Origin of the sequence: Xanthobacter aminoxidans (genome assembly GCF_023571765.1) — a bacterium.
GTDB classification, from domain to species: domain Bacteria; phylum Pseudomonadota; class Alphaproteobacteria; order Rhizobiales; family Xanthobacteraceae; genus Xanthobacter; species Xanthobacter aminoxidans.
In genome coordinates, this window is record NZ_JAMJXC010000002.1 from 391,048 (window position 1) to 409,967 (window position 18,920).

An 18,920-nucleotide genomic window follows, 5' to 3' on the forward strand; every position below is an offset into this window, starting at 1 on the left:
ACGGTACGTTATTCTTCGCCGGCTCCACGAAATATTTACCGGCATTCGTGGAGGAATGGTACCAAACTGCACCGCGCCGACGCCTCGCGAATCGGCGCGGCCCCGGATGCGCGCCGCTTCCGGCACGATCCCGGACAGACCGGCCGGCACTCCGCCGGACCGCACAGGGAGCAAAAGAACATGCGCTCTTTCCGTCAGTTCGCCCTCGCCTCGGCGACGGCCGTGGCCCTCGGCACGGTCTTCGCGGGCGGCATCGCGGCCGCCCAGCCGGCGCCCGCCGCTCCCACCGACGCCGCGCCCTACACGGCCGAAGACGCCGCGGCCGTGCTCGACGCCCGCCTCGCCGCACTCAAGACCGTGCTGCGCCTGACCCCCGACCAGGAGAAGCTCTGGCCGCCGGTGGAAGCCTCCATCCGCGACGCGGTGAAGGGCGCCATCGAACGCCGCGAGAAGCGCCTCTCCGCCCCGCCGCCGGCCACCGTGCTGGACGTGCTCGCCAACGTCGCCACCGCCGAACAGGCCCGCGGCAAGGCGCTCGCCAACTTCGTCGAGGCGGCCAAGCCCTTCGTCGCCTCGCTGACCCCGGCCCAGCGCAACCGCATCCCCACCTTCCTCGGGGTGCATGACAACGGCCAGCAGCCCAACACCTCCGAGCTGTGGATCTTTGAGGAGGAGGAGTGATGCGCGCGCTGACCCTTCTCGCCCTCGCCGCCCCGGCGCTCGGCGCGCTCGCCGCTCCGGCGGCCGCCTTCCCGCTGCCGCAGGCACCTGAGGTCGCGACCGTCCAGACCGTGGCTGGCGGCTGCGGCGTCGGCTTCCATCGCGGCCCGTGGGGCGGCTGTCGCGGCAATGGCGCGGTGTATGTGGCCCCGCACGCGGTCGTCGTGGCGCCCCGTCCGGTCGTCGTCGCGCCCGGTCCGGCAGTGGTCGTGCCCGCGCGTCACTGCTGGTGGCGTGCCGGCCCCTACGGCTCGGTCCGCGTCTGCAACTGAAGCGCGGCTGAAGCGTTTCCCCAGGGCGGCGGCTGGACCGCCGCCCTGTCTATTGCGTCGTAAAACGGCGGCGGGCACGCCGCTTCGCTCTCGGCAACAGGAGAGACATCATGCGCAAACAGATCCTGATCGCCGCCGCCGCGGCGGGCTTTCTCGGGCTCGGCACCGGCGTCGCCGCCGCCTTCCCGGCGCCCCAGCCGCTCGATCGGCTCGCGACGGTCCAGACGGTCGCCGGCGGCTGCGGCATCGGCTGGCACCGTGGCCCCTGGGGTGGCTGTCGTCCGAACTACTGGCGGCCGTATTGGGGGCCGCGCTATTGCTGGTGGCGTCCCGGCCCGTGGGGCCCCGTGCGCGTCTGCCGCTGAGGCAGACCCGCTCCTCACTTCGGTGCAAGTGCACCTCTTCCGGCCCGGTGCGACCACAGGGCGGCCGCCGAACGCTTGATCGGACGGCGCCGCCGTGCAAGCACGGAAAAAACGGCAGGGGAGCGCCATCATGACCAAAGGCGAGGCGGATCTCGTCATCGGCGAAGGGCGGGCGCTCGGCGCCCACCCGTTGCGCGCGGCCATCCTGAGGGAACTGCATGCGCGCCCCTTCGTGCCGGTCTCGGCACCGCGCCGCATGCTCCATGCCGCCTTCCTGCTGGATGCGGCGGGCGCCCAGTCCGACCGCGCCGCGCTCGCGGCGCTGTGCAACGCCCGCGGGCTGCCGGCCCCGGCGCCGGGGGCGAAATATCATCACGTCTCCTTCGGCGGCGCCGAGCTGCGCTGGGAAAGCCACGCGGAATTCTGCACCTACACCTGGGACCTGCCCTCCCTTGACCTCGCGGAGGGGGGGCTGCCGTTTCAGCCGCCGGCGACCACCCTCGCCAGCCCCTTCGGCGAAGTGCCGCAGCCCGGTCCGCTGCTGGTGGCGGTGGATCTGCACCTCCTGCGGGACACCGCCGAGGACTTCTTCCTCGAAAAGGTGTTCGACCGCTCCAGCCTCGCCCGCGCGGACGTGAGCGACGGCTTCGCCGAGATCGCCACCGACTTCATGGCCGACCCCTCCGGCTTCGTGCGCATCCTGGTGCGCGACCGCGGCCTCGGCGCCGATGCGTGTGGCGCGCTGGTGCAGCGGGTGCTGGAGATCGAGACCTACCGCACCCTCGCCCTTCTCGGCCTCCCGGAGGCGCAGCGCCTCGCGCCCGAGGTGGCCCGCATTGAGCAGCGGCTCGCCGGATCGGCCACCGAAATGATGTCGGCCAAGGGCCTGTCCGACAACAACCGCCTGCTGGACGAACTGGTGGCGCTCGCCGCCGAGCTTGAGGCGGGGGCCACCGCCTCCCTGTTCCGGTTCGGCGCCAGCCGCGCCTACATGGAGATCGTGCGGCTGCGCCTCGCCACCATCCGCGAGATGTCGGTGCCCGGCTTTCCCACCTGGCAGCAGTTCCTCGACCGCCGCATGGCGCCGGCCATGCGCACCTGCTTCACGCTGGAGGAGCGGCAGGACAAGATCGCCCAGAAGCTCGCCAACGCCGCCGACCTGCTGCGCACCCGCGTGGACGTGGAGCTGGAGCAGCAGAACCGCGACCTGCTCACCTCCATGAACGACCGCACCCGCCTGCAGCTGCGCCTTCAGCGGACGGTCGAGGGCCTGTCCGTCGCGGCGATTTCCTATTATGTCGTCAGCCTCGTGCACCACCTCGCCGAGGGCATCCACGAGAGCGGCGTCGACGCCAGGATGCTCGGCATCCACATCGACGTGGGGCTGGTGACGGCGGCCGCCGTACCGCTGGCGCTCCTGGGCGTGTGGTCCGTGGTGCGACGCATCCGCAGCGCCCACGGCGACGGGGATTGAACGACGGGGATCCAAAAGAGTTTAGGGGGAGGGCTGATGGACCACGAGGTCGAATACAACAACCGTGCCCGCGTGCCGGACCATCCCGCCATCTTCGAGCGCTGGGCGCACAGCTCGGCCGCCATGCGCGGGGCAGCGGTGGCGGCGGACCTCGGCGTACCCTACGGCTCCGGCCCGCGGCAGATCCTCGACATCATCTGGCCGGGTACCGACCGGCAGGCGCCGGTGGTGCTGTTCCTCCACGGCGGCTACTTCCAGTCCCTGCACCCGCGCGATTTCACCTTTGCCGCGGCCGGGTGCCTCGCCCATGGCGTCGCCATGGCATTCGCCGGCTATGACCTCGCGCCGCTGGTGCCGGTGGGCACCATCCTCGCGCAGGCGCGGGCGGCGGCGATCACGCTCTACCGCCTCGTCGGCCGTCCGCTGGTGGTGTGCGGCCATTCCGCCGGCGGCCACCTTGCCGCAGCGCTGGCCGCCACCTCCTGGCGGGAGATCGATGTGGATACGCCGGACAATCTGATCCCGTCCGGTCTCGGCATCTCCGGCGTCTATGAGCTTGAGCCGCTCGTCCCCACCTCCATGAACAAGGCGCTGCGCCTCGATGCGGAGGAGGCCCGGCGCCTCTCCCCCGCCTCCTGGCCGGTGCCGGCGGGACGCAGCTTCGATGCCTTCGTCGGCGGCGCGGAGAGCGCGGAATTCCTGCGGCAGGCCCATGACCTCGCCGCGAGCTGGCGCGCCAAGGGCGTGGCCGCGCAGGCCTTCGACGTGCCGGGCGCGAACCACTTCACGGTGGTGGATACGCTCGCTGATCCCTCCTCGCACATGGTGCGCCGGCTGGTGGAGATGGCCCGCGCCATCTCCCAGTGACCGGCACACGACACGCCAGAACGGACCTTTCATGCAGCCCATCCAGATTGCCGTCGTACCCGTCACGCCGTTCGAGCAGAACTGCTCCATCCTGTGGTGCACCAAGACCATGAAGGGCGCGGTGATCGACCCCGGTGGCGATCTCGACCGGATCCGCGCCGCCATCGCCGAGACCGGCGTGACCATCGAGAAGATCCTGCTCACCCACGGACATGTGGATCACGCCGCCGGCGCTGCTGAACTGGCGGAAAGCCTCGGCGTGAAGGTGGAAGGCCCGGGCGCGGCGGACCAGTTCATCATCGATGACATCCCGCGCATGGCCGAGAAATACGGCATCGAGGGCGCCCGTTCGGTGACGCCGGATCTCTATCTGAACGAAGGCGACACGGTGAGCGTGGGCGACGTGTCGCTGGAGGTGCTGCACGTGCCGGGGCATACGCCGGGGCACATGGTGTTTGTCCACCGCCCGGTGGGCCTCGCCATCGTCGGCGATACCTTGTTCCGGGGCTCGGTGGGGCGCACGGACTTCCCCTATGGCGATCCCGATCTGCTCATCAAGGGCATCAAGGAAAAGCTGCTGCCCCTCGGCGACAACATGGTCTGCCTTCCCGGTCATGGTCCTGTCACGAGCATCGGCGACGAGAAGGCGCATAATCCCTTCCTGCGCTGACCATCCCAGCGCCCACTCTTCAGGAGACCGCCCGTGACTGCCGCCCGGCGCTACGCCGTCTACCTCGCCCCGCCCTCCGATGGCGCCCTCTGGCGCTTCGGCTCGGCGGCGCTCGGCTATGACGCGGAGACAGGCGCCGCGCTGGCTGCTCCCGACATCGCCGGCTTCGACGCGGCGGCCTGGCATCAGGCGACCGCCGAGCCCCGCCGCTACGGCTTCCACGGCACGCTGAAGGCGCCGTTCCGGCTCGCGGACGGCGCGTCCGAGGACGATCTGGCGCAGCTCATGGCCCGCTGCGCCGCCGGCCATCATGCCTTCGAGATGCCGCCGCTGGAGGTCCGCGCCATCGGGCCGTTCGTGGCGCTGGTGCCGGCGGTTCCATCGCCCAAGCTCGAAGACCTCGCGCGCTCGGCGGTGCTGGAGCTGGATGGCCTGCGCGCCCCGCTCTCGGCCTCGGAGATCGCGCGGCGCAAGCCCGACCGGCTCTCGGCTCGCCAGCTCGGCTATCTGGAAACCTATGGCTACCCTTACGTGCTCGACGAGTTCCGCTTCCACATGACGCTGACCGGTCCGCTGCCGGAGCCGGAGCGGGTTCAGGCGCTGAACGCGCTCACCGCCGCCTTCGCCGCCAGCGGCGCGGACGTGCCCGCGACGATCACGGACATGGCGCTCTACGTGCAGGAGCCCGGGGCGCCGCAGTTCCGGCTCCTGCGGCGGTTTCCGCTGGGAGCCACCCAATGAAGCAGCTCGGCGAGACGCCGCTCATCGATCCCACGGCGCAGGTCCGCGCCTCCACCCTCGGCCGCTACACCGAGGTGGGTCCGCGCACCAAGCTGCTCGAAGTGGAGATGGGCGATTACTCCTACGTGGTGAACGATTCCGACATCGCCTATGCGCGCATCGGCAAGTTCTGCTCCATCGCCGCCATGACCCGCCTCAATCCCGGCAACCACCCGACGTGGCGGGCCTCCCAATCCCATTTCCTCTATCGCGCCTCCGCCTATTTCCCCGGCGAGGAAGACGAGACGGATTTCTTCCAGTGGCGGCGCGACCAGCAGCTGACCATGGGCCATGACGTGTGGATCGGCCACGGCGCGGTGGTGCTGGCCGGCCGCAGCATCGGCACCGGGGCCGTGGTGGCGGCGGGCGCGGTGGTGTCAAAGGACGTGCCCGCTTATGCCATCGTCGCCGGCGTGCCGGCGCGCCTCGTGAAGTGGCGGTTTCCCGAGGAGATCGCCGCGCGCCTCCAGGCGCTCGGCTGGTGGGACTGGACCCACGCGCAGCTCCGCGCGGCCTTGCCGGACTTCCGCAGCCTCCCCATCGAGGCCTTCCTCGAGAAATACGAGGGCTGAAGGCCTCGCCTTCGGCCAACCCGATACCGCCGCCGCCCCACCGCTCCCCTTCGGCGCGGAAGGGTGCTAATCATCGCCGATGATGCGTTCTCCGGTGAACAAGACTCCCGCCGACGGCGATCCCGAGGGTCCCGGCGGTTCCGACATGCCGTCCGTCCCCCATATCCATCCCGCGTCCGTGGTCTCGGCGCTGGCGACCCTCGATGCGGAAAAGGCCGGGCTCGAGGCCCTGGCCAAGGCCATGGCCGGCCCGCTCGGCGCCGCCTTCGACGTGGCGGTGGCGACCATCCAGAACTCCCATGGCCGGGTCATCATCACCGGCATGGGCAAGAGCGGGCACGTGGCGCGCAAGATCGCCGCGACGCTCGCCTCCACCGGCACGCCGGCCCACTATGTTCATCCCGCCGAGGCAAGCCACGGCGACCTCGGCATGATCACCACCGACGACGTGATCGTCGCTTTGTCGTGGTCCGGCGAGACGGTGGAACTGCGCGACCTCGTGGAATATTCGCGCCGCTTCGACGTGCCGCTGATCGCCTTCACCTCCAATCCCACCAGCGCCCTCGCCTCCTCGGCCAGCGTGGTGCTGAACCTGCCGGTGGCGCAGGAGGCTTGCCCGCACGGGCTCGCCCCCACCACCTCCACCCTGATGCAGCTCGCGCTGGGCGATGCGCTGGCGGTGGCGCTGTTGCAGAGCCGCGGCTTCACCGCGCTCGATTTCCGCCAGCTCCATCCCGGCGGCAAGCTGGGCGCCAGCCTGAAGTTCGTGCGCGACGTGATGCGCGCGGGCGAGGCCCTGCCGCTCGTGCAGAGCGGCACCAAGATGGGCGCGGCGCTGGTGGAGATGAGCGCCAAGGGTCTCGGCTGCGTCGGCGTGGTGGCTCAGGACGGGGCGCTCGCCGGCATCGTCACCGACGGCGACCTGCGCCGCCACATGGCCAACGACCTCGCCGCCCGCACGGTGGACGAGATCATGACCCCCGCCCCGCGCACAGTGCGGCCGGACCAGCTCGCCTCCGAGGCGCTGAACATCCTGAACGCGCGCAAGATCACCGCGCTGCTGGTGGTGGAGGACAGGGCGCCCGTGGGCGTGCTGCATATCCACGATCTGCTGCTCACCGGCATCGCCTGACCGAACGGGCACGCGCCCGTTCAAGCCCGCGCGGCGATTGAGCGAAGCGACACGGCACCCCGCATCGTCTCAGGCGACCGGGATCGCCTTGTCCGGCCGGGTGGCGATCAGGTTGCGAAGGGTGAGCAGGGTCGAGGCATCGGCCACCCCATCCACCTGCGAGGGGCGGAAATGGCGCTGGAAGGCGGCCACCACCTCGGCCGTCGCCGCGTCATACGCGTCATCGAGAGCAATGCCGTAGCCATACCACGCCAGCATGGCTTTCAGCGCCGCCACTGGCTCCCCCGCATCGCCCGGCATGAAGAACCGCCCCCCGGTGATGTGCGCCTCCGGCACCAGATGGCCGACGCCCGCCGCGTGGAGGACGCCCCACGGAAACCGCTCGCCGGGATCGCGCTTGCGCGCCGGGGCGATGTCCGAATGGGCGAGCACCCGGTCGGCGCGGATGGCGTGGCGGGCGATGATGTCCTGGGACAGGGCGATCACCCGCGCGATCTGCACGTCCGGGAAGGGCGGCATGCCGAAATCGTGACCGCCATTGACGATCTCGATGCCGATGGAGCGGGAATTGGTATCAGTGATGCCTTCCCACGAGGACAGCCCCGCGTGCCACGCCCGCGCGCCTTCCGCCACCATCTGCACGATGCTGCCATCCTCCCGGATGACATAATGGCAGGAGACCTCGGCCGCTGGCGTGCGCAGCAATTCGATGGCAGCGTCGGCGCTTCCCATGCCGGTGTAGTGCAGGACCAGCATGTCGATGCTTGAGCGGCGCTCGCCGAAGTTCGGGGAGGGAACAAGCCTATCCACCAGCGCCGAATCGGGGGCGGAAAGGGCGGGCGCGTCCATCACAGGCCCCTCTGTCGGGCAATGGTGGAATAGGCGGCATTGAGCGCCGCCACCCGATCGTTGGCGAGCTTGATGGCGGCGGGTGGCAGGCCGCGGCCGGCGAGCCGGTCGGGATGGTGGGTCGAGACCAGCGCGCGCCAGTGCGCCTTCACCTCGTCGTCGCTGGCGCCGGGGTCGAGATCGAGCACGGCATAGGGATCGCCCGGGCGCCGCACATGGCGCGCCTCGATGCGCTCATAGGCCAGCCCCTCGAAGCCGAGGATGCGGGCGACCTCGGCGAGGAAGACGAGCTCTTTCTCGTGCAGGGCATGGTCCGCCTTCGCCACGTGGAACAGCGCGTCCATGAGGTCTTCCCGCGTGTCCGGCGCGTCGGCGAACAGGTCCGCGACCTGATGGGCGTAGGCCTCGAAGCCGGCGGTATCCTGCTTGGCGAGATTGTAGAGGCGCGCCACCGCGTCGAGATCCTCGGGCGGGATGTCGAACACCTCGCGGAAGGCCTCCACCTCGGCCGGCACCACCACGCCGTCGGCCTTAGCCATCTTGGCGGACAGCGCAATGAGGGCGATGGAAAAGGCGGCAGGCTTGGGCGCGGGAGCGAGCAGCACGCGGTCGATCACATGGCCCGCTAATGCCCCGAGCAGGGCGCCGAGCGGCCCCCCCAGCGCAAATCCCACACCTGCCCCGCCGATGAGACCGTAAGCCACCTGATCCTCCGCATCCGCTCCGGCGGAGCTAGAGCAGGGATGCGGCGCCGGCAAGGCGTGGGACGGAATGAGGAGGCGAAGGATGCCCTAAAGCGTCGGGGCTCAGCTCCCGTTGCCCGGGAAGGTCCGGGCGAAGATCTTGCCCTCCGTGTCCTCGGCGCGGACCGAGACGGGGGCTGCGGAGGGGGTGAAACTGAAGCGGAAGGTGGGGTCCTCGCTGATGGAGATGCCGCCCTCCATGGCGAAGATGAGCTTGGCGCCCTGCTTCACCTGAACCTCGCGCACGAACCAGGCCGGCGTGTAGCCGCGCGTCGCCTCGTCCATCTGCAGGCCGGAGAAATTGGGATGGCGGATCTGCACCTGCGCCTCCGCGCGGCCGGAATCGGCGAAGGAGCGGAATCGGATCTCGCCGAGCTTGGCGATGCTCTCCGCCGTGTCCTTGGTCGCCGGCGCGGAGCAGCCGCCCGCCGCCTTCACATAGGCCTTTGTCATGATGAGGGCGCCGTCGCTGGTCTCGGCCACGGCGCGCACCCAGCTGTAGGAATTCACCCGCACCCGCACGGAGAGCGAGAAAGTGCGGATGCCGTCGCCGAAGGCGAATCGGCCGGCCACAGGCGACGGGTTCTCGTCGATGATGAGCGTCACCGCCTTCAGCGTGCGCGGATCGTCCTTGGGCAGTTCGAGCGCGAGGGTGAGGGGCACGAGGGCGGCATCCTCCGCCCGCCCCGGCGCGTCGATCCGCACCGCATTGCCGGCATCGGCGATCTTGGCCGAAGGGAAGATGTCGCCGCGGATGGACGACCATGTGGCTTCCGGTCTGTCCGGGTCGGCCTGCGCGGCCTCGGCGGCGGCGGGGCTAGCCAGCATCCCGGCCAGCGGCATTGCCGAGAGCAGAGCCGCGAGCACGGCCCCCGTGGTGCCGGCGGAACAGCGCAGGGATAAGCGCTTCATGGCATTGCCTCCCAAGAGTCGGTCATGGCCGTGTCGGCCTTATTGTCCGCGCCGCGTCTGCCGGCGACGCACGGGTCGGGTTCCGCCCTAGGGGCGCGGCTGCGCCGCTTCCAGCGGAAGCCCGGCTTCGCCCCAGCCGTCCACGCCGGTGGGAAACCAGGATACGTCCGTGTAGCCATAGGCGAGGGCGCGCTTGGCGGCGTTCCACGACATCCAGCAATCACGCTGGCAGAAAATCACCAGCGGCGCATTCACATCGCCGCTGGTGACGGCGGAAAGGCCGGCGCGGAAATAGCTTTCGGTCTCCGCATTGAGCGCGCCGAAGCCCACATTGGGCAGCCACATGGCACCCGGAATGGTGGAATGGGGCTGGTCCCGCCACAGCGTTCCCGCCGGCAGGCCCGCCGGCTTGGGCGGGCGCGGCAGCACGTCCACGAAGGCGACTCCGCCCTTGCGCCACAGCTCGGCCGCAGCGGAGGCATCGAGCACGCGGGCGCCGTGGAGCGTTGCCGGCACCGGCGCACGATAGGCGTCCAGCCGGTAGCCCTCGGGCTCTGCCGGTGGAGCCGCGGTCGGGGCGGAAGGCGCCGAAGGTGCGGCGACGGGCTGAGCAAGGGTCGGCATCGCCAGCAGGCAGAGCCCGCCCAGCACAGCGATCGCAATGCGGCTGCTCCGGCCCGCTCCCTGCGTCGTCCGGCTCACTGGCCCGGCGTCCCGGCGTGCGGCGCGATGGGCTGGCCGTCCTCGTCCAGAAGCGGGACGTGATAGGCAACGAGCACCTTCTCGATGTCGTCGGCGCGCTTGCGCAGCACCGTGTTCAGCGTCTGCTTCCAGATGTGGTCGGTGGGGCGGACACCCATGGTGATTCGGTAGGCCAGCGCCGGGCGCGGCGCCTCCTTCACCAGCGGGATCACCTTGAGCGGCGTCGCTGACCGCGCCGCGAAATAGCCGGCCGAGGGCCCCCAGAGCAGGCCGCCGTCGATCTCGCCGGCATTGAGGCTCGCGAGCATCTCCTCGGCCGGGGAGGCATAGCGCCGGTCCACGAGGAGCGAATAGGTGCGGGCATTGCCGATGAGCCCGAGTTCGAGAAGGTGGTCGGCCGGCGGGGTCGCGGCGATGACGCCGAGCTTCGCCGTCTTGAGCTTCGGATCGGACAACTGGGTCACGCCGTCGAGCGGACCGCCGGCCTTCACCACCAGCACGAACACCGATTCGTAATAGGGGTTGGTGTGCAGGACGAGGTCGGCACCGGCCACATAGCCGATAATGACGTCGCACAGGCGACGGCCGAGCGAATTGCGCACGAAACCGGGGCCCTGCGGCATCAGATAATAGCGCAGGGGCAGCTTGAGCTCGTCGGCGACGATGGCCGCGATCTTGTTCTCGAATCCCTCACCGGCGGAATTCGAGAACGGCATGTTGGCGGGATCGGCGCACACCCGGAGGGCATCCGCCGAGACCTGGTCTGGAATCTGCTGCCCACCGGCCCCCGAAGGGCTGAGCAGCAGGATGGCGGCGAGGGCTGCCGTCGCGAGCGACGCCAGCAGGGGCGCGAACCGTTCCCTACTCGCCGAGGCAGGCCTTCTCGGCATCGGCAATCTCCTTCGACTTGTCGTCCCGCTTGGCGGGGCGGACGCGGCCCAGAGCGTCGGTGGAGCGTGCGCGCAGATAGACGTAGAGGTCGTCGAGGTAGCACATCACGTTCTTGTTCAGGCCAAACGACGGCATCACCCGGTCGTTGCCGTTGCTCAGGTTCTGGCGGCCGCCGACGACCACTTCGCTGAACTGGTCGAAGTTCATCGTCTTCAGCGAGTCGGCGAGGGCCGGGGCGTAGGTGGAGCCCATGCCGTCCGGGCCGTGGCAGACGTGGCACTCGGCGTGGTAGCGGCGGTAGCCGGAATAGGTCAGCCAGTCCACCTGACCATCGGGCTTGATGTTGTAGGTGGGCGCGCCGTCGACGTCGTAATAGCGGCCGCCTTCCTCCTTCACCGGCTTGGGGTCCGCCGGCTTGGTGGTCTCGGCGCGCGAGGCGGTGCTGCCGAGGGCGAGCGAGAAGGCGGCGAGGAAGAATGCGCCGGCGCGGGTCAGGGTGAGCGAGGAAACCACACGATCTCTCCAAAACGACTGACGAAGGGCGAAGACGGGCCCCGGGGGCTGGGGCGCATCCGTCTCCGGTTTCGCAAGGGGCCGGGCCGCGAAAATCCCGCATCGGCGGGCGCGAGCGCCGGGCGCAGGTGTCCGTTCCGGCTCTGGCCGGCGGGGCATTGCCTGCTGTGAAAAGGATCGGGCCGGCGGGGGTCTCCCCAAGCCGGCCCGACTGCGCATACGAGATGCGCCTGGCCTTAACGCCGCCCGATCATTGCGGGATGGCGAAGACCGTCAGCTGACCGCCGAGGGCGGTGTAGTTGCTGAGGGCCGCATAGCCACCCACCGCGCCGAGGCCGGCGTTCGGGTCGGTCAGTCCGGCCGCGAGGCCGATGCCGGCCCAGCCACCGACACCCGAGAGCACAGCCACGTACTGCTTGCCCTTGTGGGTGTAGGTCATGACGTTGCCGATGATGCCGGACGGGGTCTTGAACTTGTAAAGTTCCTTGCCCGTCTTGGCGTCGACCGCCTTCAGGTAGCCTTCGAGGGTGCCGTAGAACACCACGCCGCCGGCGGTGGAGAGAGCGCCGGACCACACGGAGAACTGCTCCGGGTTGGACCACACGATCTTGCCCTGCTTGGCGTCCCACGCGATGAAGTTGCCCATGCCGCCATGGCTGCCGGGAGCCGGGAACATGGAGAGCGTGGCACCCACATAGGGCTGGCCGGGGGTGTAGCTGACGCGGAACGGCTCGTAGTCCATGCACACATGGTTGGTGGGCACGTAGAACAGGCCGGTGTCAGGCGAGTAGGACGCAGGCTGCTGGTCCTTGGTGCCGAGCGCCGCCGGGCAGATGCCGGTGGAGTTCACATCTTCGCCGTTCTGCTCGGTGGAATACTTGGCCACGACCAGCGGACGACCATAGGTCGGGCTGTTCTTGTCCATGTCCACCTTCGAAGCCCAGTTCACCGCCGGGTCGAACTTCTCGGCCACGAGCAGCTCGCCGGTCTTGCGATCCAGCGTGTAGCCGAAGCCGTTGCGGTCGAAGTGCACCAGCGTCGGGCGGGTCTGTCCGCCGATCTGCTGGTCGGCGAGGATCATCTCGTTGATGCCGTCATAGTCCCACTGGTCGTGGGGCGTCATCTGATAGACCCACTTGGCGACACCGGTGTCGGCGTCACGGGCGAAGATGGTCATGGACCACTTGTTGTCGCCCGGGCGCTGCTTCGGGTTCCAGGTCGAGGGGTTGCCCGAGCCGTAATAGATCAGGTTGAGCTGCGGGTCGTAAGAATACCAGCCCCAGGTGCAGCCGCCGCCGGTCTTCCACTGGTCGCCCTGCCAGGTGGCGAGGGACGAATCCTTGCCCACGGGCTTGCCGAGCGCAGTGGTCTTCTCGTCGAACAGGATCTGGCTGTCCGGGCCGACGGAATAGGCGCGCCACGCCTGCTTGCCGGTGTTGATGTCGTAGGCGGTGACGTGGCACTGCACGCCGAACTCGCCGCCGGAGATGCCCACGAGGACCTTGTCCTTCACCGGCATCACGGTGGCAGTGTTGGTCTCACCCTTCTTGGGATCGCCGTTCACCACCGACCAGGCCACCTTGCCGGTCTTGGCGTCAAGCGCCACGACCTTGGTGTCGGCCTGATGCAGGAACACCTTGCCGTCGGCATAGGCGAGACCGCGGTTCACCGTATCGCAGCACATCACCGGAATGACGGTGGGATCCTGCTTCGGCTCGTACTTCCAGATGATCTTGCCTTCGTTGTTGAGGTCGAGGGCATAGACGATGTTCGGGAAGGGCGTGTGGACATACATGATGTCGCCCACGACCAGCGGAGAGCCCTCATGGCCGCGCAGCACGCCCGTGGAGAAGGTCCAGGAGACCTGGAGCTTGTTCACGTTGTCGGTCGTGATCTGCTTGAGCTTGGAATGGCGGGTGTTGGCGTAGTCGCCGGTCTGGAGAACCCACTGGTTGGGGTCCTGGGTAAGCTTGAGAACACTGTCATTCGCGCTGGCGGGCGCGCCGAAAAATACGGTTGCCGCCGCCGTGGCGGTCAAAACCAAAAGACGTCTCATCCGGGCTTCCTCCGATGGATGCGGGTCCGCCTCCACGCGCATGTGGAGCGGGAAACGCACTGAGCGTTTGTTTTCGCCTTGGGGGACTCCATCTACTTCGGCAGCGTGTCACGACCGGCGTGATGCCCTGAAGCCTTGCGGTGACAAGTGCGTCCCGCAGGCCTGCGAACCAACCCCGCGTTCCCCGCACGGAGCTGTTGAAGCCGAAGCTGTGAGGAACGTAAGCAATGTTTTCGCCCAAGGCAATACGCCAAATGTCCGGTTGACGAGGCGATTTATACTGCAAGCGCGAAGTTGCCCTACGTAATTTTGCAATGCAGCAATATTCGCGTTCGGCAGCGGCTGCGCGGCTCTATTCCCATTCCAGCTCGTGATAGGCCGACGTCGCGTTGCGGGCGTTGAAGTCGTCGAACAGCTTCCAGTCCGGCGCCTCCTCGCGACCAGCCGCGCGGGCCGCCTCGGCCATGGTGCCGCCGGCCTTGACCGTGGCACGCACGCCGGCGACGAGGCGTTTGAGATAGCGCTCGGTGGGCGCCGCAGCGTCCGGCCAGGGGGCGGAGGCGGGCCCGTGGCCCGGCACCACGCGGGCCGCAGGCCGGCGCTTCATCTCCTCCAGGAGGGCGATCCAGCCCAGCGCCTTGCCGTCGAGGGCGGGGACATGCCCCAGGAAGAGAAGATCGCCAAGGAACCAGGTGCTCGTCTTTTCGTCGAATACCGTGAGGTCGGTGGCGGTATGGGCGGTCGGCCACGCCTCGAGACGCAGCGGACGCTCCCCGAGATCGATGCTGCGCACCTTGTCCACGGTCTCGTCGGGCAGAATCACCTGCGTCCCCTCCGCCGCCTCCGGCCCGATGAGGCGCTCGGTGGCGGAAAGGTAGGAAGAGGCGCGGGCGGAGAGCGCCTCCGGCAGGTTGTGATGGCCGATGAAGGTCACGCCCGGCCCCACGAACGCAGCATCGCCGAGCACGTGATCGGGGTGCATGTGGGTGTTGATGACATAGCGGATCGGCAGCGCCGTCCGAGCCCGGATGGCCGCCTTCAGCGCCTCCCCCGCCGCCTTGCTGCCGCCGGTGTCGATCACCGCCACGGCATCCTTGCCGACGACGAAGCCGGCATTGCCGACGAAGCCGAGATTCTTCGGCAATGCAAGGGCATAGGGCGCCTGATGGACAAAGACGCCGGGGGCAATCTCGCTCACCGCGAACGGCTCCGGCTGCGCTTGCGCTGCAGTTGGAATCGCGCCCACCAGCAGCGCCGCGAGCGCCGCGCCTGCGGCCACGCGCGGCACCGTCTGGGGCTTGCAGCCATGGGCTCCGGAACGCTCCATCTCACCCCTCCCGCAGCAGAGGAAAGCGCGCAGCCAGCGCCGCCCGCTCAGCCTCGATCCATGGACCATCGCGCATGGCTCGCGGCAAGGCGAGACACACCTCCTCGACGACGTGGGTGGGCCGTGGCGCCAGCATAACCACGCGGTCGGCCAGTTCCAGCGCCTCGCGCACATTGTGCGTCACCATGAGCACGCTGGTCCCGCCGTCCGCTGCCAGCGCCACGTAGCGGCGCAGGTCTGCGGCGGCCTGGGCATCGAGGGAGACGAAGGGCTCGTCGAGCACCAGAAGGTCCGGCTCCAGCGCCATGGCGCGCGCCAGCGAGACCCGCCGGGCGAGGCCCAGCGACAGTTCGCCGGGATAGCGCGCCGCATGGGCCGAGAGGCCGAAGCGCGCGATCAGCCGAGCGAGGTCCATGGCCCGGCGCGCTTTCGGCAGCACGAGGCGGATGTTCTCCTCCACCGTGCGCCACGGCAGAAGACGCGGTTCCTGGAAGGCGACACCGATGGACAGGGTCGCGGGATCGGGCCTCACCTCGCCCTCGAAGGCGCGGTCGAGCCCGGCGAGGATGCGCAGCGTCGTCGTCTTGCCGCAGCCCGAGGGGCCGATGAGGCAGACGAATTCGCCCCTGCGCAGAGCGAGCGTGATGCCGCGCACAGCCTCCATCCCGGTGCCGTCGGGCCGCCGGTAGGTCTTGGCGCGGATGACCGCCTCAATGAGCGGAGAGGCGCCAGCGTCGGACATGGGCTTCATAGGGCTGCAGCACGCCGTATTCGATGGCCAGCATGACCGCCATGAAGGCCAGCGAATAGCCGAGCACGGCGGTCACGTCGAACAGCTGGAAACAGACCGAGATGGCGTAGCCGACGCCGTTGGGGCGCCCCAGCAACTCCACCACGAGCACGATCTTCCACACCAGCGCGAGACCCGAGCGCGCCGCCCCCGCGAGATGCGGCTGCAACTGCGGGATCAGCACGTGGCGCAGCCGGTCCATGGGCGACAGGCGGAAGGCGCTCGCCATCTCGTCGAGTTCCGGGGAGAGCGCGCGAGTGCCCTCGCGCATCAGCACCGCCACGGTCGGAATCTTGTTGAGCGCCACGGCGAGCACCGCCGCCGCCTCGGTGAGGCCGAGCCAGATGTAGCAGAGCACGGTGATGACGAGGGCGGGCGTGTTGAGCAGCACGATCACCCAGGTGTCGAAGGCCGTGTCGAGCCTGCGCGAGCGGCCGAGCGCGACGCCGATGGCGCAGCCCAGCGCCATGGCCACCACGAAGGAGACGACGACCCGCCCGAGCGTGATGGCGATGTTGGAGACAAGATCGCCCCCCGTCGCCTCCCGCGCGATGAAGGCGAACACCGCATGCGGCGCCGGAAGGGACCGGCTGTGCGCCAGGGTCGCCGTAATCTCCCATGCCAGCAGCAGCAGGACGAGCGAGGCCGCCCGCGCCGCGGTGCCCGAAGAAAGCAGCTTCATCGCGCCGCCGGCGCCTGGAAATAGAGGTCCGCCGGCAGGCGCGTGGCGCTGCCCACCAGCTTCGTTCCGCCGAGCTTCACCAGAACAGCATAAAGCTGCGCGGCAAGCGTCTGCTCCTCGGCAAGCGACAGCCGGGGGATGCCGGCGAGGAAGCCGCGGCGCAAGGCCTCGAAGGTGGCTTCGTCGCCCGCCTGCATCTGCGCCCGCGCCGCCGCCCAGCCGGGCCCGGAGCGGGCGGGATCAGGATCGGCCAGCGCCGTCTTGGTGGCGCGGGACGCGGCGGCGAAGGCGGCGACGGTGGCGGGGTTCGCGCGGGCGAAGGCACCGTCGAACACATAGCCCACCAGCGTCGGCTCATGGGCGAGGCCGAAGCCCTTCACCATCTCCTCCACGGTGAGCATCTGCCGGAAGCCTTTGGGCTCCAGACGCGCGGCGAAAGTCCAGTAGATCAGCGCGGCGTCGAGATGGCCTGCCTCCAGCTCGGCCGCGAGCAGGGGTGGCGCGGCGAACACCGGCTGTGCGGCGGTCTGGAGATCGAGACCGGCCTTCTCCTGCGCCGTCGCCTTGAGCATGAGCCAGCTTTTGTCGAGCGGGCCGCCGGCGACCCCCAGCCTCTTGCCGGCGAGGTCCGCGAGGGAGCGGATGGGGGAGCCCTTGGGCACCATCACCGCCCCTTCCGAGGAGGAGAAGGGGATGTAGACGAGATCGCGCCCGTCCGCCTTTACCCGCGCCGCCCAGAGCAGGTCGCTGACGATGGCATCAGCCGCCCCCGCCATGAAGGCGACGCGGCCGGCGTCATTGTTGGCATAGCGGGTGACATCGAGCGTCACGCCATTGGCCGCATCGAGCCCCAGCGCGCCCATGGCCGCGATTTCCCAGGCGGCCGAGCCGAATTGCAGGATGCCGAGGCGGATGGGCGGCAGCGCGGCACGCGCGGGAGAGAGCGGCCCGCCGGCAAGCGCGACGGCAGCGCCGGACAGCGCGGCGCCCGAGAGCGCCAGCAGGCGGCGGCGCGTGAGCATGGCCTTCCTCCCGAAATCCTCCGGCCGGCGCCGCGCCCGCGACCCCGCCCGATGCGCCGCCACTGTGGCGACGCCGGGAAGAAGTGTCCATAACGATCTGAAACAAAAGGGCTTTTCTGAGAGGAATTTAAGAAAACAGGAGAGGGAAGAGTTCCCGCCTCACACCGGACGACGGTCCTCGATGGTCTTGGCGTCGGCGGGCAGGGTGCCGGGCGAGAGCACGACGAGCCGGCCGCGCAGCTTGGTGGCGGAGCGGATGTCCTCCAGCAATGCATCCTGCGAGAGCGCGGCGACGTCGGCCACCTCGATCTCCAGCGCCATGTCGTCCTGGTCGCCCGCGCGATCCACCACGAGACGGGCCTTCGCCACGGCCGGATGCTTCTTCACCGCCGCCTGAACCTGCACGGGATGCACGAACATGCCGCGGATCTTCGTGGTCTGATCGGCGCGGCCCATCCAGCCTTTCAGGCGGATGTTGGTGCGCCCGCAGGGGCTGGTGCCCGGCATCACGGCGGAGAGGTCGCCGGTGGCGAAGCGCACGAGGGGATAGTCAGGCTCGAACAGGGTGACGACCACCTCGCCCACCTCGCCCACGGCCTCCACCGGATCGCCGGTGCCGGGGCGCAGGATTTCCACGAGGCAGCCCTCGTCGACGATCATGCCGTCCTCGGCCTCGCTCTCATAGGCGACGAGGCCGAGGTCGGCCGTGCCGTAGCACTGGCGGGCGGTGATGCCGGCGGCCTTCAGCTCGGCCCGATGGACCGGCAGGAAGGCCTCGCCCGACACCAATGCCTTGGTGAGGCAGGAGATGTCGGTGCCTGTCTCCCGCGCCTTGTCCACGAGGATCTTCAGGAAGGAGGGTGTACCGCCGTAGCCCTGCGGGCGGATGTCGGCGATGGCGCGCAATTGCAGGTCGGTCTGGCCGACGCCGGCCGGCACCACGGCGCAGCCCAGCGCATTGGCGCCGCTCTCGATCATCGAGCCGGCGGGGGTCAGGTGATAGGAGAAGGAATTGTGCACGATGTCCCCGGCGCGGAAGCCGGCCGCGAACAGGCCGCGGGCGAAGCGCCAGAAATCGGGGCCGTGGCCCTCCACGTCATAGATGGGGCCGGGCGACATGAAGATGCGCGCCAGCCTGCCGGGCGGCGTGGCGTTGAGCCCGCCAAAGGGATAGCTCCGCGGCTGGATCTCAAGCAGGTCCGACTTGCGGGTGACGGGCAATTGCGCCAGCGCGGCCCGCGTGGTGATGGCGGCCGGATCCACATCCTTGAACAGCGCGGCGAAATAGGGCGCCTTCGCCTTGGCGTGGGCGACCTGCGCGGCGAGCGCCTGCATCAGCGCCTGCTCGCGCGCTTCAGGGTCGCGGGTCTCGCTGGCGTCGTAGTGGCGGTTCGGATCGGTCATGGTGTCTTCCTGTCCCGCGCCCTGTCCCTTTTGGTGCCGTCATGGCCGGGCTTGTCCCGGCCATCCACATCGGGCCGCCGGAGAAATGGTTGGTGGTGTTCCCAGCCGCTCCACGTGGATGGCCGGGACAAGCCCGGCCATGACGCCGTGCTGTTCAGATCGCGGCGCCCCCGCTTG

At 69.3% G+C, this 18,920-nt stretch carries 21 protein-coding genes; 9 read left to right on the forward strand and 12 right to left on the reverse strand.

The genetic code is table 11. The annotated features are described in order from the left end of the window. Positions 1–180: 180 nt before the first annotated feature. The 9 genes from EJ105_RS04590 to EJ105_RS04630 all read left to right on the forward strand — a co-directional run bounded on the left by EJ105_RS04590 (position 181) and on the right by EJ105_RS04630 (position 6,852). Entirely contained in the window at positions 181–681 is a 501-nt protein-coding gene (locus tag EJ105_RS04590; RefSeq protein WP_250165447.1) for a Spy/CpxP family protein refolding chaperone, read from the forward strand. After that, a complete protein-coding gene (locus EJ105_RS04595) occupies positions 681–992 on the forward strand; it encodes a GCG_CRPN prefix-to-repeats domain-containing protein (protein WP_038192807.1) in 312 nt (103 codons plus the stop codon). Before EJ105_RS04590 ends, EJ105_RS04595 begins: the two co-directional genes overlap by 1 nt. Positions 993–1,102: 110 nt before the next feature. Then, entirely contained in the window at positions 1,103–1,357 is a 255-nt protein-coding gene (locus EJ105_RS04600; protein WP_250165448.1) for a GCG_CRPN prefix-to-repeats domain-containing protein, read from the forward strand. A 130-nt stretch (positions 1,358–1,487) separates the two neighbouring features. Beyond that, positions 1,488–2,831: a DUF3422 family protein gene (locus EJ105_RS04605; protein ID WP_250165449.1), complete on the forward strand. Its 1,344-nt coding sequence runs from the start codon at positions 1,488–1,490 to the stop codon at positions 2,829–2,831. 36 nt (positions 2,832–2,867) lie between these two features. Further along, the gene (locus EJ105_RS04610; RefSeq protein ID WP_029556260.1) at positions 2,868–3,698 is read left to right on the forward strand and encodes an alpha/beta hydrolase; all 831 of its coding nucleotides are present in this window, start codon (positions 2,868–2,870) and stop codon (positions 3,696–3,698) included. Between the two features lie 31 nt (positions 3,699–3,729). Next, the gene (locus tag EJ105_RS04615; RefSeq protein ID WP_284145295.1) at positions 3,730–4,368 is read left to right on the forward strand and encodes an MBL fold metallo-hydrolase; all 639 of its coding nucleotides are present in this window, start codon (positions 3,730–3,732) and stop codon (positions 4,366–4,368) included. Positions 4,369–4,401: 33 nt separating this feature from the next. Then, the gene (locus EJ105_RS04620) at positions 4,402–5,109 is read left to right on the forward strand and encodes a DUF1045 domain-containing protein (RefSeq protein ID WP_250165450.1); all 708 of its coding nucleotides are present in this window, start codon (positions 4,402–4,404) and stop codon (positions 5,107–5,109) included. Beyond that, positions 5,106–5,720, forward strand: a complete 615-nt coding sequence (locus EJ105_RS04625; RefSeq protein ID WP_029556263.1) for an LbetaH domain-containing protein — start codon at positions 5,106–5,108, stop codon at positions 5,718–5,720. The genes EJ105_RS04620 and EJ105_RS04625 overlap by 4 nt, the downstream gene beginning before the upstream one ends. Positions 5,721–5,865: 145 nt before the next feature. Beyond that, positions 5,866–6,852 carry a KpsF/GutQ family sugar-phosphate isomerase gene (locus EJ105_RS04630; protein WP_250165561.1) on the forward strand — a complete coding sequence of 329 codons (987 nt, stop codon included), beginning with the start codon at positions 5,866–5,868 and terminating at the stop codon, positions 6,850–6,852. A 69-nt stretch (positions 6,853–6,921) separates the two neighbouring features. On the opposite strand, the gene EJ105_RS04635 is transcribed toward EJ105_RS04630, so the two are convergent. The 12 genes from EJ105_RS04635 to EJ105_RS04690 all read right to left on the reverse strand — a co-directional run bounded on the left by EJ105_RS04635 (position 6,922) and on the right by EJ105_RS04690 (position 18,743). Further along, positions 6,922–7,701 carry an N-acetylmuramoyl-L-alanine amidase gene (locus EJ105_RS04635; protein ID WP_250165451.1) on the reverse strand — a complete coding sequence of 260 codons (780 nt, stop codon included), beginning with the start codon at positions 7,699–7,701 and terminating at the stop codon, positions 6,922–6,924. Next, on the reverse strand, positions 7,701–8,405 hold the full coding sequence (locus tag EJ105_RS04640) for a molecular chaperone DjiA (protein WP_029556266.1): 705 nt from the start codon (positions 8,403–8,405) through the stop codon (positions 7,701–7,703). Before EJ105_RS04640 ends, EJ105_RS04635 begins: the two co-directional genes overlap by 1 nt. Positions 8,406–8,507: 102 nt before the next feature. Continuing rightward, positions 8,508–9,356, reverse strand: a complete 849-nt coding sequence (locus tag EJ105_RS04645; RefSeq protein ID WP_250165452.1) for a quinoprotein dehydrogenase-associated SoxYZ-like carrier — start codon at positions 9,354–9,356, stop codon at positions 8,508–8,510. Positions 9,357–9,443: 87 nt separating this feature from the next. Further along, on the reverse strand, positions 9,444–9,980 hold the full coding sequence (locus tag EJ105_RS04650; protein ID WP_250165562.1) for a PQQ-dependent catabolism-associated CXXCW motif protein: 537 nt from the start codon (positions 9,978–9,980) through the stop codon (positions 9,444–9,446). A gap of 74 nt (positions 9,981–10,054) precedes the next feature. Beyond that, positions 10,055–10,948 (reverse strand): substrate-binding domain-containing protein, encoded by an 894-nt coding sequence (locus EJ105_RS04655; RefSeq protein WP_051678893.1) that lies wholly within the window; start codon positions 10,946–10,948, stop codon positions 10,055–10,057. Then, a complete protein-coding gene (locus EJ105_RS04660; protein WP_029556270.1) occupies positions 10,920–11,462 on the reverse strand; it encodes a c-type cytochrome, methanol metabolism-related in 543 nt (180 codons plus the stop codon). Before EJ105_RS04660 ends, EJ105_RS04655 begins: the two co-directional genes overlap by 29 nt. Positions 11,463–11,712: 250 nt before the next feature. Continuing rightward, a complete protein-coding gene (gene xoxF5 / locus EJ105_RS04665) occupies positions 11,713–13,518 on the reverse strand; it encodes a lanthanide-dependent methanol dehydrogenase XoxF5 (protein WP_029556271.1) in 1,806 nt (601 codons plus the stop codon). A 352-nt stretch (positions 13,519–13,870) separates the two neighbouring features. Beyond that, positions 13,871–14,845, reverse strand: coding sequence for a quinoprotein relay system zinc metallohydrolase 2 (locus tag EJ105_RS04670; protein WP_250165453.1), 975 nt, complete (start codon positions 14,843–14,845; stop codon positions 13,871–13,873). A 1-nt stretch (position 14,846) separates the two neighbouring features. Next, the gene (locus tag EJ105_RS04675) at positions 14,847–15,587 is read right to left on the reverse strand and encodes an ABC transporter ATP-binding protein (RefSeq protein ID WP_250165454.1); all 741 of its coding nucleotides are present in this window, start codon (positions 15,585–15,587) and stop codon (positions 14,847–14,849) included. Then, on the reverse strand, positions 15,556–16,317 hold the full coding sequence (locus EJ105_RS04680) for an ABC transporter permease (RefSeq protein WP_250165455.1): 762 nt from the start codon (positions 16,315–16,317) through the stop codon (positions 15,556–15,558). Before EJ105_RS04680 ends, EJ105_RS04675 begins: the two co-directional genes overlap by 32 nt. Next, positions 16,314–17,339, reverse strand: a complete 1,026-nt coding sequence (locus tag EJ105_RS04685; protein ID WP_250165456.1) for an ABC transporter substrate-binding protein — start codon at positions 17,337–17,339, stop codon at positions 16,314–16,316. Before EJ105_RS04685 ends, EJ105_RS04680 begins: the two co-directional genes overlap by 4 nt. A 159-nt stretch (positions 17,340–17,498) precedes the next feature. Then, complete coding sequence (locus EJ105_RS04690; RefSeq protein ID WP_250165457.1) at positions 17,499–18,743, reverse strand: phenylacetate--CoA ligase family protein; 1,245 nt, start codon at positions 18,741–18,743, stop codon at positions 17,499–17,501. Positions 18,744–18,920: the final 177 nt, after the last annotated feature.

Bases quoted from the DNA above. Each gene is read 5' to 3' on its own strand.
- EJ105_RS04590 (WP_250165447.1), top strand. From the start codon at position 181: ATGCGCTCTTTCCGTCAGTTCGCCCTCGCCTCGGCGACGGCCGTGGCC.
- EJ105_RS04595 (WP_038192807.1), top strand. From the start codon at position 681: ATGCGCGCGCTGACCCTTCTCGCCCTCGCCGCCCCGGCGCTCGGCGCG.
- EJ105_RS04600 (WP_250165448.1), top strand. From the start codon at position 1,103: ATGCGCAAACAGATCCTGATCGCCGCCGCCGCGGCGGGCTTTCTCGGG.
- EJ105_RS04605 (WP_250165449.1), top strand. From the start codon at position 1,488: ATGACCAAAGGCGAGGCGGATCTCGTCATCGGCGAAGGGCGGGCGCTC.
- EJ105_RS04610 (WP_029556260.1), top strand. From the start codon at position 2,868: ATGGACCACGAGGTCGAATACAACAACCGTGCCCGCGTGCCGGACCAT.
- EJ105_RS04615 (WP_284145295.1), top strand. From the start codon at position 3,730: ATGCAGCCCATCCAGATTGCCGTCGTACCCGTCACGCCGTTCGAGCAG.
- EJ105_RS04625 (WP_029556263.1), top strand. From the start codon at position 5,106: ATGAAGCAGCTCGGCGAGACGCCGCTCATCGATCCCACGGCGCAGGTC.
- EJ105_RS04630 (WP_250165561.1), top strand. From the start codon at position 5,866: ATGCCGTCCGTCCCCCATATCCATCCCGCGTCCGTGGTCTCGGCGCTG.
- EJ105_RS04635 (WP_250165451.1), bottom strand. From the start codon at position 7,701: ATGGACGCGCCCGCCCTTTCCGCCCCCGATTCGGCGCTGGTGGATAGG.
- EJ105_RS04645 (WP_250165452.1), bottom strand. From the start codon at position 9,356: ATGAAGCGCTTATCCCTGCGCTGTTCCGCCGGCACCACGGGGGCCGTG.
- EJ105_RS04650 (WP_250165562.1), bottom strand. From the start codon at position 9,980: ATGCCGACCCTTGCTCAGCCCGTCGCCGCACCTTCGGCGCCTTCCGCC.
- EJ105_RS04655 (WP_051678893.1), bottom strand. From the start codon at position 10,948: ATGCCGAGAAGGCCTGCCTCGGCGAGTAGGGAACGGTTCGCGCCCCTG.
- xoxF5 (WP_029556271.1), bottom strand. From the start codon at position 13,518: ATGAGACGTCTTTTGGTTTTGACCGCCACGGCGGCGGCAACCGTATTT.
- EJ105_RS04670 (WP_250165453.1), bottom strand. From the start codon at position 14,845: ATGGAGCGTTCCGGAGCCCATGGCTGCAAGCCCCAGACGGTGCCGCGC.
- EJ105_RS04675 (WP_250165454.1), bottom strand. From the start codon at position 15,587: ATGTCCGACGCTGGCGCCTCTCCGCTCATTGAGGCGGTCATCCGCGCC.
- EJ105_RS04680 (WP_250165455.1), bottom strand. From the start codon at position 16,317: ATGAAGCTGCTTTCTTCGGGCACCGCGGCGCGGGCGGCCTCGCTCGTC.
- EJ105_RS04685 (WP_250165456.1), bottom strand. From the start codon at position 17,339: ATGCTCACGCGCCGCCGCCTGCTGGCGCTCTCGGGCGCCGCGCTGTCC.
- EJ105_RS04690 (WP_250165457.1), bottom strand. From the start codon at position 18,743: ATGACCGATCCGAACCGCCACTACGACGCCAGCGAGACCCGCGACCCT.